This is a genomic window from Nostoc sp. LEGE 12447, assembly GCF_015206985.1.
In the GTDB taxonomy this organism is placed as follows: Bacteria; Cyanobacteriota; Cyanobacteriia; order Cyanobacteriales; family Nostocaceae; genus Nostoc.
Genome location: NZ_JADEXT010000004.1, coordinates 1 through 15,099, shown reverse-complemented (window position 1 = coordinate 15,099; position 15,099 = coordinate 1). Strand labels below are relative to the sequence as shown.

19 protein-coding genes and 1 pseudogene are annotated in these 15,099 nt (G+C 40.7%); 9 read left to right on the top strand and 11 right to left on the bottom strand.

Annotation, left to right across the window (positions count from 1 at the left end; translation table 11 throughout):
- The first annotated feature begins 117 nt into the window (after positions 1 to 117).
- Positions 118 to 531 (top strand): acyl-CoA thioesterase, encoded by a 414-nt coding sequence (locus IQ274_RS06860; protein WP_163932936.1) that lies wholly within the window; start codon positions 118 to 120, stop codon positions 529 to 531.
- 10 nt (positions 532 to 541) lie between these two features.
- Positions 542 to 2,185: an AMP-binding protein gene (locus IQ274_RS06855; RefSeq protein WP_228058075.1), complete on the top strand. Its 1,644-nt coding sequence runs from the start codon at positions 542 to 544 to the stop codon at positions 2,183 to 2,185.
- Positions 2,186 to 2,551: 366 nt separating this feature from the next.
- Here IQ274_RS06855 and IQ274_RS06850 read toward each other — a convergent pair whose 3' ends face one another.
- From IQ274_RS06850 to IQ274_RS37255, 4 genes are all read right to left on the bottom strand, one after another.
- Positions 2,552 to 3,886 carry an HlyD family secretion protein gene (locus tag IQ274_RS06850; protein WP_194141787.1) on the bottom strand — a complete coding sequence of 445 codons (1,335 nt, stop codon included), beginning with the start codon at positions 3,884 to 3,886 and terminating at the stop codon, positions 2,552 to 2,554.
- A gap of 149 nt (positions 3,887 to 4,035) precedes the next feature.
- Complete coding sequence (locus IQ274_RS06845; RefSeq protein WP_194141786.1) at positions 4,036 to 4,155, bottom strand: bacteriocin; 120 nt, start codon at positions 4,153 to 4,155, stop codon at positions 4,036 to 4,038.
- A 98-nt stretch (positions 4,156 to 4,253) separates the two neighbouring features.
- Positions 4,254 to 4,379: a hypothetical protein gene (locus IQ274_RS37260; protein ID WP_265578520.1), complete on the bottom strand. Its 126-nt coding sequence runs from the start codon at positions 4,377 to 4,379 to the stop codon at positions 4,254 to 4,256.
- Between the two features lie 103 nt (positions 4,380 to 4,482).
- Positions 4,483 to 4,608 carry a hypothetical protein gene (locus IQ274_RS37255; protein WP_265578519.1) on the bottom strand — a complete coding sequence of 42 codons (126 nt, stop codon included), beginning with the start codon at positions 4,606 to 4,608 and terminating at the stop codon, positions 4,483 to 4,485.
- Between the two features lie 214 nt (positions 4,609 to 4,822).
- Between IQ274_RS37255 and IQ274_RS06840 the strand changes: the two genes are divergently transcribed.
- On the top strand, positions 4,823 to 6,982 hold the full coding sequence (locus IQ274_RS06840) for a peptidase domain-containing ABC transporter (protein ID WP_194141785.1): 2,160 nt from the start codon (positions 4,823 to 4,825) through the stop codon (positions 6,980 to 6,982).
- 8 nt (positions 6,983 to 6,990) lie between these two features.
- Here IQ274_RS06840 and IQ274_RS06835 read toward each other — a convergent pair whose 3' ends face one another.
- Positions 6,991 to 7,215: a hypothetical protein gene (locus IQ274_RS06835; RefSeq protein ID WP_163932881.1), complete on the bottom strand. Its 225-nt coding sequence runs from the start codon at positions 7,213 to 7,215 to the stop codon at positions 6,991 to 6,993.
- 170 nt (positions 7,216 to 7,385) lie between these two features.
- Here IQ274_RS06835 and IQ274_RS06830 point away from each other — a divergent pair, with 170 nt between their 5' ends.
- The 3 genes and pseudogenes from IQ274_RS06830 (at position 7,386) to IQ274_RS36340 (ending at position 8,424) form a co-directional block, all read left to right on the top strand.
- Positions 7,386 to 7,550 (top strand): hypothetical protein, encoded by a 165-nt coding sequence (locus IQ274_RS06830; protein ID WP_194141784.1) that lies wholly within the window; start codon positions 7,386 to 7,388, stop codon positions 7,548 to 7,550.
- A 76-nt stretch (positions 7,551 to 7,626) separates the two neighbouring features.
- A pseudogene (locus IQ274_RS36345) lies at positions 7,627 to 8,126 on the top strand (hypothetical protein).
- On the top strand, positions 8,068 to 8,424 hold the full coding sequence (locus IQ274_RS36340) for a hypothetical protein (protein ID WP_228058074.1): 357 nt from the start codon (positions 8,068 to 8,070) through the stop codon (positions 8,422 to 8,424). Before IQ274_RS36345 ends, IQ274_RS36340 begins: the two are co-directional and overlap by 59 nt.
- A gap of 39 nt (positions 8,425 to 8,463) precedes the next feature.
- Here the strand turns inward: IQ274_RS36340 and IQ274_RS06820 are convergent, their stop codons facing one another.
- Positions 8,464 to 8,601, bottom strand: a complete 138-nt coding sequence (locus IQ274_RS06820; RefSeq protein ID WP_228058073.1) for a hypothetical protein — start codon at positions 8,599 to 8,601, stop codon at positions 8,464 to 8,466.
- 204 nt (positions 8,602 to 8,805) lie between these two features.
- Between IQ274_RS06820 and IQ274_RS06815 the strand changes: the two genes are divergently transcribed.
- The gene (locus IQ274_RS06815; protein WP_163932877.1) at positions 8,806 to 9,066 is read left to right on the top strand and encodes a hypothetical protein; all 261 of its coding nucleotides are present in this window, start codon (positions 8,806 to 8,808) and stop codon (positions 9,064 to 9,066) included.
- A 35-nt stretch (positions 9,067 to 9,101) separates the two neighbouring features.
- On the opposite strand, the gene IQ274_RS06810 is transcribed toward IQ274_RS06815, so the two are convergent.
- From IQ274_RS06810 to IQ274_RS06795, 4 genes are all read right to left on the bottom strand, one after another.
- Positions 9,102 to 10,235, bottom strand: a complete 1,134-nt coding sequence (locus tag IQ274_RS06810) for an efflux RND transporter periplasmic adaptor subunit (protein WP_228058072.1) — start codon at positions 10,233 to 10,235, stop codon at positions 9,102 to 9,104.
- Positions 10,236 to 10,509: 274 nt separating this feature from the next.
- Positions 10,510 to 10,851 carry a hypothetical protein gene (locus IQ274_RS06805; RefSeq protein ID WP_194141782.1) on the bottom strand — a complete coding sequence of 114 codons (342 nt, stop codon included), beginning with the start codon at positions 10,849 to 10,851 and terminating at the stop codon, positions 10,510 to 10,512.
- A 151-nt stretch (positions 10,852 to 11,002) separates the two neighbouring features.
- On the bottom strand, positions 11,003 to 12,349 hold the full coding sequence (locus IQ274_RS06800; protein WP_416209829.1) for a sensor histidine kinase: 1,347 nt from the start codon (positions 12,347 to 12,349) through the stop codon (positions 11,003 to 11,005).
- Complete coding sequence (locus IQ274_RS06795; protein ID WP_163932870.1) at positions 12,349 to 13,023, bottom strand: response regulator transcription factor; 675 nt, start codon at positions 13,021 to 13,023, stop codon at positions 12,349 to 12,351. Before IQ274_RS06795 ends, IQ274_RS06800 begins: the two co-directional genes overlap by 1 nt.
- A 241-nt stretch (positions 13,024 to 13,264) precedes the next feature.
- On the opposite strand from IQ274_RS06795, the gene IQ274_RS06790 reads away from it, so the two are divergent.
- Positions 13,265 to 13,660: a hypothetical protein gene (locus IQ274_RS06790; RefSeq protein WP_163932868.1), complete on the top strand. Its 396-nt coding sequence runs from the start codon at positions 13,265 to 13,267 to the stop codon at positions 13,658 to 13,660.
- Between the two features lie 565 nt (positions 13,661 to 14,225).
- Here IQ274_RS06790 and IQ274_RS06785 read toward each other — a convergent pair.
- Positions 14,226 to 14,507: a hypothetical protein gene (locus IQ274_RS06785; RefSeq protein ID WP_175586849.1), complete on the bottom strand. Its 282-nt coding sequence runs from the start codon at positions 14,505 to 14,507 to the stop codon at positions 14,226 to 14,228.
- Between the two features lie 135 nt (positions 14,508 to 14,642).
- Between IQ274_RS06785 and IQ274_RS06780 the strand changes: the two genes are divergently transcribed.
- Complete coding sequence (locus tag IQ274_RS06780; protein WP_194141781.1) at positions 14,643 to 14,783, top strand: hypothetical protein; 141 nt, start codon at positions 14,643 to 14,645, stop codon at positions 14,781 to 14,783.
- The last annotated feature ends 316 nt before the right edge of the window (positions 14,784 to 15,099 follow it).

Here is a 15,099-nt window from a genome sequence, read left to right as displayed (position 1 = left end):
CGGAAAGTGACTCGCCTTCTGCCACGCCACTTGCTACAACGAGGGAAACCTCCACAATGCCGTGCCTCCTCTGCCTTCTGCCTTGCCTTGATAATAAATATTCACGCCAACCCACTTATGAACTTTGAAGCTGTTAACCTAAAACTTCAGGTACGCCCAAATGACCTTGACAGTTTGGGTCACGTCAATAATGCCACTGTTCTCGAATACCTAGAAGCAGGACGATGGTCATGGCTTGAGCATCACAACTTATTTCACGGACAGCGGATTATTCCTGTAGTTGCTCGTATTGAAGTCAACTATAGCCGTGAAATATTACCTGGAGAGGTCAAGATTATTACGAAGCTCAAAGACGCGGAGGAAAATTACTATTATCAAGTAATTTTTCACCAATTTATTGAGATTTTCCAAAACGGAACTGTAAAGGTTGCTGCCGATGCTCTTGTGAAAGTAGCATTCATTGATTCAATTGAACGATCGCTTAGAACTCTCCAGGATTTTCTTGATGAAAATAAGCAACAAAATAGTTGAGGTCAAAACAATGCAAGACTTACAACCTAGAACTAAGCTGTCGATGACCGCGATCGCAATGATTCAGGCTCTCAAGAATACTGACTCACACTTGGGCTTGTTCTTAAGGCAGGATCGTGCTGCTGAGTCTAAGTTTCTCGCCTATTGTGAGATGTACCAGAAGATTGCAGCCTATATGGAGTACTTTCGGACTGCGGGTGTGACAGCTGGCTCAAGGATTCTGTTTCCTTTTGAAACAACCGAAGGTGTGATTATTGCATTCTTTGCTTTAGTTGGACTGGGAGCAATTCCACTGTCAGTCAAACCCTACAGCATGGGTGTTGTTAAAGAGAGCTACCTGGAATTTTTGACCAAGGTTACAACCCAATATCAAGCTGAATTTGTGTTGGAAGCACCTAGTATTAGAAGTTTAGAATTGAGCCTCCAGCGTTTACAGTTACCAGACACAGATATTCAGCCCCAAGAATCAGCAAATTTTGCAACAATTACAGATACTGATATTGCTTTTGTGCAGTTTTCTTCTGGCTCGACTTCTTTCCCCAAAGGAATTCCAGTCACTCATGGGAAAATTGTGACACAAATGCAGGCGATCGCTAACCATGTTCAAAATAGACCCAGTGATGCAACTGCAAGTTGGCTGCCACTTTATCACGATATGGGATTAGTAGGTGGTTTGCTCACAACCCTATACGTGAGGCATAACTTGCACCTGAGTACCCCAATGCATTTTTTGATGAATCCCGTGGAGTGGTTGAGCGAACTGTCAGAAAAAAAGATTGCGATCGCAGTTATTCCAGATTTTGCCATTAGCTACTGTCTCCGTCGCTTGGCAATTACCGATCCAGAAGAAATTGCCAACTTAAACTTGACCCAGCTACGAATGGTTTTTAATGGCAGCGAGCCAATTAATATAGACAAACTACATCAGTTCTTGGAAGTGCTTGCACCCTATGGATTGCAACCTACAGCAATTAAGCCTTGTTATGGTATGGCGGAGGCAGTCCTGATGATTTCCTGCTGTAAGTTAGAAGATGTTCCCCGGATTGTGACTTTGGCAAATGGCTGCAAAGCTATTTCTGTAGGTCAAGCGTTGAGTACATTTGATATCCGTTTAAGAACTGAAGATGGTCTTTTATGCCATGAAGGTGAAATTGGTGAAATTGAACTCAGAGGCGGGACTTTGGTCGATAATTATTTTGAAAGCGAACGCCCTTTTTACAATTGTGATGGTTTTTTCCCTACTGGTGATTTGGGTGTAATTAGCGAGGGTGAGTTGTTCGTCATAGGTCGGCTGAACGATCGCTTCAAAATTAATGGTCAAAGTTATTTTGCAAGCGATTTTGAACATACCATAGAGTCGCTACCGTTTGTACAACCGAGCAAAGTTGCGATAATTCAGGCTGATGACCGCATTATTGTCTTGATAGAAACCAAACAGGCCAGTATTCTTCAACAAGTAATTGACCATCAACGCCAAGTCAGCGAGATTGTTCTCAACCAGCTGGGTATTAAAATTCTTGTGGACAATATACTCTTCATTCGCCCAGGACAACTAGAAAAAACTAGCAGTGGCAAGTTACGGCGAATAGCGATCGCTCAAGCCTACATCACAGGGAAAATTATGCTTGCTAAAAACGCTATAAATGGGTGTTAATTTTTTACTAATACCATCGTTATACTAAGTTAAAAAATGGTTGCGGTACATGTAGCGACTGTCTTAAAAGTCAAGCGCTCGTCAACGGAAAACTAGGGCTAGGAGAATTGACGCAACTGAGGAACGCTACGCTAGATTCGGTAGTGGCATGTACGGGCACAAAGATTGTAAGAGCCTGTCAAGAAACAATTTTTAAAATTTGCTATTTAAAAAGCTTACTAAAAAAGCATTTATAACTAAAAAGAAGGAAGGTTATTTCATAATAAGCTCTAAGTTATGAAATTGGTAAATTATAAAATTATTAGTTGTAATTCTGACAGACCAAAAAGAATGAGAGCAACCCGATCTGCTTCCAAAAGAACTAATTTACAAATCTGTTAGTAGCCTTGCTTTTCTCAGGAGAAAAGTGAGTATCGTTTCTTTGTGACAAATAATATCTGCTCTAACCTCCATTCCGGCTTGGATCTGGTAGGAGTAATTGCCTTTCTCTAAATAGAGTTTTTCAACTTCAATTGTCACTTCATAATAGGGTGCAACTGAACTATGACGACTATTTTGAGACACGATTGTATCGGCAGCTATGACCCTGACAGCGCCAGGGAGCGTACCATAATCTGGATATGGATAGGCCGAAACCCCTAGCTCCACTTTACCATCTTGACAATCTGCGACTTTTGCAGCTTTGCATAGCCGTACCTGAGCAATATCTTGAGTAGCAACACGGGCTTTGACAACTAAAGCAGCACTATTGGGAGATATTTGAGCGATCTCATCTCCTAAACGCACTACCTGGCCAGGATTTCGCAGTTCAAGTTTTAGAATCGTACCAGCCTCGGATGCCCGAATTATAGTTTTATCCAATTTTATAAAGACTTGTTTTAAGTCTTTTTGAGCGCTGTTAATTTGATTTTGGATTTCAACTTGACGGCGGATTAATTCTTCTTGTTCTTTATTTAAACTAGCGAGAGTAGATTCACCTATTGCCTGTTCTTGAGCAATTTTTTCTTGTGCGATCGCCACATTTGCAGAGCTAGGATTAAGCCCCACTTTGGCGCGTTGCCACCTTGCAAGTGCAGCTTTAAAAGCTTGTTCTTTCTCTTTGATTTGGAGAGTAGCAATCGCCCCTGTGTTTGCTAGTTCCCGATATCGCTGAAGTTCTTCCCGCGCTAATTCAACAGATGCTTGTGCTTCTTGGACTTGTGTCTGAGTTGTGATTTGCCTATCTTTATAATCTCGTTGGTTGCGACTTAAGTCAGCTTGTAAAGATGCGATCGCTCGTTGCCTCGAATTAGACTCAGCAGTGATTTGAGCTTGTAGCGCTTTGATTTGGTAAGCAATTTGCTGAAATTGCTGCTTATTTTGCTGGATATTGTCTGCAATTTGGTTTTTTTTGGTTTCGATTTGAGAGTTGTCGATAGTCGCAATCGGATCTCCCTGCTTTACTAACTGATTTTCTTGCACTAAAATCTTTGTTACAGTTCCTTCCTCAGCTGTTTGCACAAACCGTATATCTCCTGAAGGACGGATTGTAGCGGGTGCTTTAACAGTAACATTGTATTCAGTAACAGCGAGAATAGTTATAGTAGCACCTACTGTCCCAACTAGAAATAAACCCCCTAACGTCGTCCAAAGACTAATTGATGGTAAAAATTGGTCACTGTGAATTGGGCGAACTAAATCTGGGCTGGGGTCATTAAGCATAATTAAAGTATCAAGTAGCAAATTACAAATAGATAAAAACCTGGAAAAATAAGTTTAAAATTTTCCAGGTTTAACTAGTATTACATTTAATTTTTTCACTTAACTAGGTTGCTAAATATTTACTACCTAGTCAAAGAATCTTTTAATTTCTAAAGCGTACCTATTTTACCGCCACCGCTCACAAGGGACATCTCTTTTTCATTTAACTTTTCTACTAGCAAGTGTGCTAAACACTGTGTTTTACCTTCTTTCTTCTCTTGCTTTTTCATAGTGCAATTTTCCTTTGTATGTAGATGTTTTTGTTGCTTAATCTCAAAACCCAGTATTGAAGTATCTTGATAGCAGAGTAAATTAGAGATTTTAACTTCTAAAGCGAGCCTATTTTTCCTGCGCCGTTTACAGAAGACATCTCTTTTTCATTTAAGATTACAACTAATAAATTAGCAATAGGCTGTGTTTGAGTTGATTTGCTGATTTGCTTATTCGTTTTCATCGTTAATTTTTTGAGGTTGTAAATTTCAATGTTTATGATTACAAGGAAAATATTCTACTATTTTCCACCTTCATCATTATTCAATTTAAAGGTTTGTTAACGCCTAAATTGCATTTAGTTGACCTCCACCAGTGATAGTATTCATATCCTTTTCAGTCAGGTTCACAACTAACAGATTGGCAACAGGCTGTGTTTTGGTTGGTGTTTTAACTTGCTTTGTGATTTTCATAGCAAAATTCCTTGTATTGTTTCGTTTTGAATCAGGAATAGCAGCATCTATCCTGAGATAAAACTCCTGTATTAGATACTACACGTCCTCTTCATATAATTACAGTTATATTGCACAAAAGTCGAGATGAGGGAAGTGTGTATCAAATTCATACAAACTTCATAAAAGTACGGTTATCATGTAGCCAATGTTTTGTGGCAGCTTTTTCGCCAAAATGGTCAGATTTGTAAAATATCCCTGTGTCTTACAAGTTGCTGAGTCCGACTGTGGAGCCGCATCCTTGGCTACTGTTGCTAAGTTCTACGGACGAACAGTGGCAATTAGTCACATTAGAGAATTAGTTGGTACTGGGCAGCAAGGAACTACGTTACTGGGGCTGAGACGAGGGGCTGAGGGACTGGGTTTCAATGCCCAAGGTGTAAGGGCTGCACCAGAAATTCTCGACCAAATAGATGCAGTCTCTTTACCTGCGATCATTCACTGGTTGGGATATCACTGGGTGGTGTTGTATGGCAAGCGAGGTAACAAGTATGTCATTGCCGACCCTGCTATTGGTGTGCGTTATTTATCTTGCGAGGAGCTAACCAAAGGCTGGCAAAATTACATCATGCTGTTATTAGAGGCAGACCCAGTACGCTTTGCAGAACAATCAGATGATGAAGTTCACGGTTTAAGACACTTTTTAGGGCGTTTATTACCTTACCGAATAATTCTTGCTGAAGCGTTGTTGCTTAACTTCATACTTGGTTTAATTGCTCTGACATCTCCTTTTTTAATTCAAATCCTGACTGATGATGTGCTAGTTCGGCGAGATACTGGGCTGCTTAATGCTGTGGTAATTGGTGTTGCTGTAATGAGTCTCATCAGTACCAGTCTCAAACTTGTACAGTCTAATTTAATTGCACACCTCGCTCAACGGCTAGAATTAGGTATAGTTTTAGAATTTATACGCCAAATATTGCGTTTACCACTAATTTATTACGAAACTCATCGCAGTGGCGAAATTATTAGCCGACTCCATGATATTCAACGAATTAGAAATGTTATTTTTCAGCTATTGGTCAGTCTACCTAGCGAATTTTTTATTGCCATAGCTTCTTTAGCCTTACTGCTATTTTATAGTTGGGAACTAATGCTCGCTATTGCTGTGATTATTGTTTTAATGACAGCATCAACAATTGTGCTTTTCCCTATTATGCAGCAAAAAACTAAACGGGTATTAGCTCAAGAAAGTGAAAATCAAGGAATTTTAGTTGAAACTTTTAAAGGCGCGCTTACTCTCAAAGCTACTGTAGCTGCACCCCAACTTTGGGAAGAACTCCAGGTGCGTTCTAGCAGTGTAGCTAACTTAACTTTTCGTACTGTCCAATTAGCAATTACTAATCAAACATTCTCTGATGTTGTTTCAATTCTCGGTAGTGTAGGCGTACTGTGGTTGGGAAGTCAATTAGTATTTACAAAGGAACTGAGTATTGGTCAACTAGTAGCTTCATATAGCTTGACTCAAAACATAATTCGTTTAATTACTGATTTAGTAGTAATTATGAATCAAATAGTCTGGATAAAAGCAGCCGCAGAAAGGTTAAATGAGATTGTTGATGCCTCCCCAGAAATCCAAATAGAAGATTTTAAGAAAGCCTATGTTAAAATTCCAGCAAATGCTGAAATAGTTTGTTCTCAATTAAATTTTAACTATCCTAGTCAAATAGATTTATTGGAAGATTTTTCTTTAATAATTCCTGGTGGTAAAGTAGTCGCTTTAATTGGCGAATCTGGCTGTGGTAAAAGTACATTATCTAAATTAATTGCCGGACTATACCATTTAGATTCAGGTAATATCCGTATTGGAAGTTATAATCTAAAAGATATCTCACTAGATTGTCTGCGCCAGCAAATTGCTTTGATTCCTCAAGAACCTCACTTTTGGAGTCGTTCAATTATTGCCAACTTTCGCTTAGGTGCTCCTCATATCACTTTTGAAGAAATTGTCAAAGCTTGTCAACTAGCAAAAGCAGATGAATTCATTAGTCAACTTCCAGACAAATATCAAACTGTTTTGGGAGAATTTGGTGCAAATATTTCTGGAGGACAAAGGCAACGATTAGCTATAGCAAGAGCTATAGCTACCGATCCACCAATTCTGATTTTGGATGAATCAACTGCTAACCTCGATCCTCACACCGAGAGTGTAGTTCTAGACAATCTGTTATTTGATCGCCAAGCCAAAACTACAATCTTAATTAGTCATCGTCCAAGAGTGATTAACCGAGCTGATTGGATTGTCCTACTGGATGAAGGCAAATTGAAAATGCAAGGTACTCCAGAAGAGTTGCGATCGCAACCAGGCAAGCATTTAGATTTTTTAAAGCCTTAATCATTATCTCAGCAGATTAGAAAACAGTTTGAATTTAACTGCTTCGGTGTAATCGAAATCACACGCTCAGTCTTACCCGTGATGCGCCGCCAGAAATCTGTGAATTCTGTATCATCATCTGCACGGGTGGCATATTCGGGGAACAGAAGATTTATTATACGGCTGCGACGTTGCTCCCTGGGTTGAGTTGGTTCAAAGATGAGTTGTGATGACCAGCCGTTATAGCTTATCACTGTAGCGACTGGTCACATAGCCAGGTGGTAAGTAATGCAGATATGGTATTTGAAGTTAGTAGTGGTAATGTACTACAAGACTATTAATATAGTATTTTACTAAGCACCAGTTAGCCTAACTTTTTAATGCTTCACTCTGCTTCCAAGTGAGAAAGATAATTTATGTGGATATGGATGCCTTCTATGCATCGGTGGAACAGAAAGATAAGCCTAGCTACCGAGGTAAACCGTTAGTTGTCGGTGGCAGCCTAGGGCGGCCGCATCATGTCAATAAGCAAAGTCTATTCTCAATAGAGCTAAAATTAATGTCATTAACCTTTGCTTATTGCGAATAATTAGGCGATCGCTTTGGGGCTTTAAAAATAATCAAACGCGAAATCCTGATTTTTTCGTTGGTTCTTAAGCTTCGTTGTGATCAAGAGTAATTTAGATGCGTTTGCCCTAGGTGGCAGCCCGAATCAGCGAGGCGTAGTTGCAGCCGCCAGTTATGAAGCTCGTAAGTTTGGCATTCACTCTGCGATGCCCTCAGTAACTGCGTTCGCTAAATGTCCCGCATTTATCTTTGTCAGACCGAGATTCGACGTTTACCGAGATATTTCCACTTCAATCCACGCTATCTTTAAACGCTACAGTGATTTAGTGGAAGGGGTTGCGCTAGATGAGGCATACCTTGAGTTACTGAGAATAGGCAAAACATCCCCTACGCTTCTACTATCGCAAGACACATCAAAACTGCAATTTTCCAGGAAACCCAGTTGACGGCAACCGCAGGTGTGTCGATTAACAAGTTTCTTGCAAAAATGGCATCAGGGCAGAACAAGCCCAACGGACTGACGGTTATTTTACCGGAGGATGCGATGTTTACGACAAGCCGCAAGCGTCTACGCCTTTTTAGAGCAGCTACCAATTGAAAAGTTTCACGGCATTGGAGAGGTGACGGCGGCGAAGATGCATTCGCTCGGCATTCATAGTGGTGCGGATTTGAAAGAGCGATCGCTCTTGGAGCTAACACATCATTTTGGTAAAGCAGGTAATTATTACTACAAGATTGCCAGAGCAGAAGATGACCGCCCAGTTGAGGCAAATCGGGTTCGCAAATCGATTGGTGCAGAAACCTCGTTTGCACAAGACTTAAGCAATATCAGTCAGATGTTGCAAGAACTCGAACAAATTGCCCAAATTGTCGAGCAACTTTTAGCGCAGCTGTAAGCCCCACTTCTAAAAAGCTCAGTTACCGTCGTAAGCATTTCACAAGCTCATCAATGATTGTAATTGTGTGTCTGAATTATCTCCCAATTCTTGTTGTAATTGGGATAGTTGATTTTCTAACGCTTCAGCAGTGTGGATAAGATTAGACTCTTGAGCTGTTTTTGTTTTTAGCTTCATGGCAAGGCCATCTGTCAGCCAAAAAGCTAAATAGCTGAAATTCTTCACTTTACATTTGACGATTTTGGACTATGAGTCATACTAAAAAAAGGTTCATGATTCTAGCAATCGCTAACTATATTTCCAAGCAGCCATTTGGCTAAGGAGATAGTTGAAACTGGGTTGACATTATTGGTGAAAACTTATTAGTTGAGAGGTGAAGTCATGAATCAGTCTCATGAAGAAGACAAAAATAAATTCCTTTCCCCTCGTGGCCGCTACTACGGACAAGTTAAACCAGAAAACTTAGTGTTTAATGCTAACTTGCAAGAATTTGCTCAAAAAGTTGACACGATCACCAGTTTAGAAAGCAATGGTAAGCTTGAGCCAGAAGATGCTTATCAGCAAATTAAGGAACTTTGGAAACAGTTAAAGCACAGTAAGAAGGAACTGGGAATTGGTGAGGAGCCATCGGCAACAGCCTGATAACTGACCTAGTTTAACTAAAGCACTCTGGGGAATCATAATGACTGAGTGATTTCAGAGGGCAGTTTTATCCGCCCGAACATTCCCGGCATTAAATTTGTGGCTTCTTTAAGGGCTATTTTGACAGTAAAATTACGACTGTTGGGGTTTGCAGAAGGAATAATTTGATTTACTTGTCCGCGCACAGAACGCTTGAGAGCATCTAGCTGCACTTCCACTTCATCTCCTTGTTTCACCAAGGACTTCATTGACTCTGGTACTATAACGCTAAACTGCAAGTGATCGCTACTTTCCAATGTCACTAAAGGTTGTCCAAAACCCGCTATTGCACCTACTTCTGTATGTTTCTTAGTGACGACTCCAGCAAATGGTGCTTTAACAATGCTGCGGTTTAGGTTAGCAATCGTTGGCTTTACTTCTGCTCGTGCTTGCTGAACTTGGGAACGCGCCTGCTTTACTCCTGCTCGTGTTTGCTGGACTTGGAAGCTTGCCTGTTTGACGGCAGTTTTGGCTTGCTCAATTTCCTGCAAGGCTTGTTCAATCCCAGTTTTTGCCTGTTGAATGCGAGCTTCAATTAATGCAACCTGTGTATTGGCTGTATCTAGTTGTAATTGACTGACTGCACCATCTTTTCGCAGCATAGCCATGCGTTGTTGATTGAACTGAGCGTCAGCTAGTTGTGCTTGTGCTTCCTGCAATTTGGCTTCGGCTTCTTGTTGACGAACCTCTGCTTGATTGAGTTGTGCTAGAGCTTGAGTTTTGTTTGCTAGGGCTTGAGTTTGGGCGGCAGTCGCAACTGTTACACCTGCCTGAGCTTGGAAAATCACAGCCGATGTTTGATTGCGTTGTGCCTGGATATCTTTGATATCAATAATGGCAATGGTTTGACCTGCTTTAACTCTGTCGCCTTCTTGCACTGGCAAAGTTTTAATCTGTCCCATAATTCGGCTGGTAGTAGTAACGGTTTCTACCGCTTCCAACGTACCATTCAGGGGGATTCTACCCAGACTGAATGCTTTCTTGGTCAGGGGCGCTTTTACTTTTATAGGTTTGATAGTGCTAGTTATGGTAGCAGTAGATTCCGCAGAATTAGAAAAAAAGGATAACGCGATAGCTCGCAAGCCTGTGATTGCTAAAAGGGCTGCTAAAAAAAACATATCGCATTTCATTCGCTTACCTTTGCTGTGATACTAACCCAAGACGAATTAAAGTGATTATTTACTAAGGAATTTCTCTCCCCGCGCGATCGCCTACGTCAGGCGCTTGCGCCATTGTACTCTATTTGGCATCACGCAGATGTCATCCAGTACTGGGAACCTTCCTTGAACTATTTAAGAAATTTCTGCTCTTGAGCGCGATCTCAGTTTTATCTGGAGGTCACGCTCAAGAGCAGAAACGAACGGCCGTTTCGGTGATTAGGGACACTGCTGGAGTGTAGAGAATTTAATCGTCATGAATTTGAAAAATTTCACCGTTGGCACGAGTAATACTCAGGGCTTTGAACTCATTGTCGTCATAGTTGCCAACGACGGTGACTTTTTCTCCTACAGAGAGGTTAATGGGTTGTCCTAACTGAGGTTCTGCCTCAATGATGATTTGTCCCTTACCATCGTTGAGAATGAACTCATCATCTAAAAGTCTAGTAACTTCGCCGGAAATACTGGTAACACGAGCGTTTGGCAAATTCTCAAATTGGTTTGGTGCTTTCTGCGCTTCCACCTCAAAAGGCATGAGCAACGCAAACAAACCGGTTAGGACGATACTGGGTGTAGGATTGAAATTCATTGGTTAAATCCTCCAATCTGATGTGTAATGGACGCTTATTTTCAGATTGTCAGAAAAAAGTAACAAGAAGGTAACAGCTTGATCCCCAGCCAGGGTCTTCTTTTACTACGAATGAAAATATTTGCTAGCCAACCCGGTATTGAATTGTTCGTTATGGTGAGGATTTAGGCGTGAATGGTAGTTTGATTTGAAATGTAGAGCCTTCACCCAAACGGCTGATTGCTAGAATTTGTCCCCCATGTACCTGGACAATCTGTTGTGCTAGAGCTAATCCTAACCCGAAACCTCCTGTATGGCGCGAGCGTACACTATCTACTCGATAAAACCGCTCAAAGATATAGGGTAAATCTGCCTCTGGAATCCCAATACCGCTATCCCGGACTTCAATTACCACCCAACCAGACACAAGGAAAACTCGTAAGCGAACTCTACCTCCAGACGGCGTGTAGCGGCAGGCATTACTGAGAAGATTTTTTACTGCTTGCCGAATTAAATCTGGATTGATTCTCAACATTACCAATTGTTCAGGAAATTCGCTGGTTAATTCTAAGTTTTTTGCCTTTGCTGAGTGGGTGTATTCCTCTACTAATATTTCGAGCCAGCTAACCAAATTGACGAGGTTAAGTGCCTCTGGTTTTAACTGTCCTTCATTTCGAGCTAAGAATAATAAATCACTAATCAACATTCCCATTGATTCAGCAATCTGGTCGATATTATCTAGGGAACTTTGCTGTTCATTAGGGTCAATTGGTTCGAGCAAACCAAACTGAGCATTATGCCGAATTGCCTGAAGGGGTGTCCTTAGCTCGTGGGAGGCATCAGCTGTGAAGCGCTGTAATTGCTCGTAGGATTGGCGAATTGGCTGCATAGCCATTCCACCAAGAAACCAACCCGTCAAACCAATTACGCTTAAAGCAATGGGTACACCTACTATTAAAAACAGTCTCAATGACCATAAAGTTTCTTCAACAGGCGCTAAAGAAGCTGCTATTTCCAGATAGCCGATTAATTGTTTATCCTGAAAAACCGGAACTGTTAATTGACGTAGCATTTCATTGTGACGAACACTGGTGGAAACGCGATCGCCTTCTTGAGGCGACTGTTGTGCAGCATCACCTAACCTAATTGTTTGAAACCCTAGTTGATTATTTAACTGCTCTGATGGAGTGACACCAAAAAACTCTAGTAGTTGCTTTTTGGGAGTGTACCAACGGGCATAAATAATCCTATTGTCAAAGGGCAAAGCTTCACCACCTAAGATGGGGACATCTTCAAGACTAATGCGTTGCTGTTGTTGGTAACGTCCATCTTCAACACCCGCCGCCATCAGCTGCGTTGTGTTGTAAAGTTCTTGGTCAAATGCCCGCAATTGCTCTTTGACTTCTAAAAAGTAAAGTATGATTGCAAAGATCACCAGAATACTTCCCATTGAAAGCGTAAACCAGCGAGCTAGGTTACGCCGACTGCGGCTGAACATGGGAGGAATGAGCGATCGCATTATTCAGGGGCAACTAATCGATATCCTATACCGTACACGGTCTGAAGCCAATCTTCTGCTTTTACCATCTGTAAGCGCTGCCGCAGTCGATGCACTAACATCGTTATTGCTTTACTATCTGGTTGTATATTCCACTCCCAAAGTGCTTGTTCGATTTGGGCGTGAGTGAGTACTTGCTTAGGATGTCGCAGAAAGTATTCCAGCAATTGAAACTCTCGACCCGATAATTGGACTGTAGCTTCCTGGCGTTCTAACGTTAGAGTGTTGAGATGAAGTTGTAAGTCGGCTAACTCTAGCGTGTCACCTTGCCAGAGTGGCGCTCTGCGTCCCAATGCTCGTACTCGTGCCAATAGTTCTAGCAAACTAAAGGGTTTAACTAGGTAGTCATCTGCACCAACATCCAAAGCAGACACTTTATCCAAAATTGCATCCTTAGCAGTGAGAATCATTACTGGAGCCGTTTTACCTGCTTGGCGATACTTTTGACACAGACTCACACCACTGAGCTTGGGCAACATCCAATCTAAAATTAACAGGTCGTAGTCTCTCTGTTGCATTAACCACTGGGCTGTTTCACCATCTTCAGCACCATCTACAATATGTCCGACTTTCGAGAGCGCACCCTGTAGTGGTTGTAATTGAGTAATATCATCCTCTACAAGCAAGATTCTCATTCATTATGTCGCTATACTTTTTATTTTCCTATGATAAATTCATAATCAACCTTTTTCTGTATTATCCCTGTTATCTCAAACTGGGATAAGCCAATCTCTGACAGCCCTCTGAAGCTTTAATTTCTGAGTTTTGGCTAAAAATTTTAGTTTCTGTGAGTAAAGAAAAGCTTAAAGTTTTATTTAATCAAGGGTTGAGAATTTTACTTCAATTATTGTTTACCGAAAGTGAGAAAACAGGGTTATGGCTCGACCTCGTTGGCTGCAACTTCTAATTAAATTAGGGCTAGAGTTTTGGCTGCCAATACCCTTAATTGGACTGTTTTTTTGGTTAAGTACGGGTTTGCTGACACATCAAGTCTTAAGCTACACCTATGACACAACCGCCCAAATCCACGCCGACTCAAAACATCACATTCAGTTTTCTGTTTCACTCGCTGTTATGTCTATTGAAGCGGTAATTCAACGTCAAGAAAAGTTGACTGAAGTCAAAGTTTACACTGCTGATTCAGTGTTAAAGCAGATGGAATTTGAATTCCCCGTGACTGAATTTGCTCAAGTTGATGCCGCAAGCGCTCAAGCTTTAGGATTACCGATAACAGCAATTAAGCAGTTAATACGTTATCGCATTGAAAACTAAGGGACTTCCAGCCCTGGGTATTTACTTGCAATCCAAAACTTTACTAATAAATCATCTATATGAACTTTAAAATATTTGAAACGAGCTTGTCTTTTTTGTAAATATTGTTAAGCAAATCGCAATCGAAGTGAGCCTTGCAAGAGGCGTATAATCAGCAAGTATTGCCAATTAAATTTAGTAAACCTTATCTTCATACAATTGCATCTAATATTTATTTACTCTTTACCCAAAGGTGAAATTGACTAAATACTCTGGATATTGACTTTGATTCAAGCACTATATTTAACTCTATAACTTAACGAAAGCTTAACTTAATGCCTCTAGAAAAATTTCTAGAACCATTAAGGTTTAATAATTTTGGTTCTTCAGTATCTGTTATGCCAAATTATTAGTTAGATATCAAAACTAGGCTCGACAATAAAGCTCAAAAGCCCGAATCAGTGCTAAACCCCATAAAAAACTAGGAAATAATGTTTATTTCTGTTGCCAAGTAAGCGTTTCATGGCTTTTTTGAAGGTAATTTAGCATGATAGATATATTAATTTTTATTCAGTCAGAGCTTAATTTACTCACAGAAATTATCAACTCTCAACTCGCGCCACACATCAGACGGTTGCCACCCGGAGTTACCCACAGAGCGGAGGGGGCGATAGTGTTTAGAAATGTATTCGGATTCGGAAACGTAGTCTTCAATGTATACAGGTGGATTGGGTTCAATTACTGTTTCAAGAATATTTTGGCTCTCAGGCATCTCAATGGGTTCAGTCGGTGGTGGGGTTACTTCTGTTTTCTTGCGAACTGGGTTAGGGTTTTTTTTGATGAGTCGTTTCATATCTATAGGAATCATTCGGCTTTCCAGAAAGAACGGATATCCCAGAATACAAGAAGTTATCAGCGAATCAGAGACATTTTGCCATAAAGTTATATGGGCGTGGATTGCTTTTTAGGGACGGGAGCCAGTTTGATTTGGCATTGATACAACTTGATCGCTGTACCCCGCCAATCACCCATTCAGGTAATAGTTGCTCAAAACGACCATTTTTTCTTCTCTGTATACAAAGGCGAAAATGAGAAGTTGATTGTCTCTTGGGTTGCGATTGTTGCCATTGAGCAGTGCCAATAAATTTATATATTCTATTGAGATGAATAACTCATTGCCTGGCTAAAACGATTTATTTACTTTTCCCTGACTTGGCAAAAATCTTTAATTATTTTTTAATGTTTCCATTAGGTGATGCCCTCAAACCCTCACAGCCCCTTATTACTCAAGATACAAATTAACTATTTGCTCTCAAGTATCTTTAGGTAGAACTTACGCCTAATGTGAATTAAAGAGGTTGAGACTGGAAAGTGAGAACATTAATGCCAAAATGTCGGCGAAGCAACAAACGTAGTGTGTGAGATGCAATTTTGGCAGCAATATGTACACAAAAGCCGTC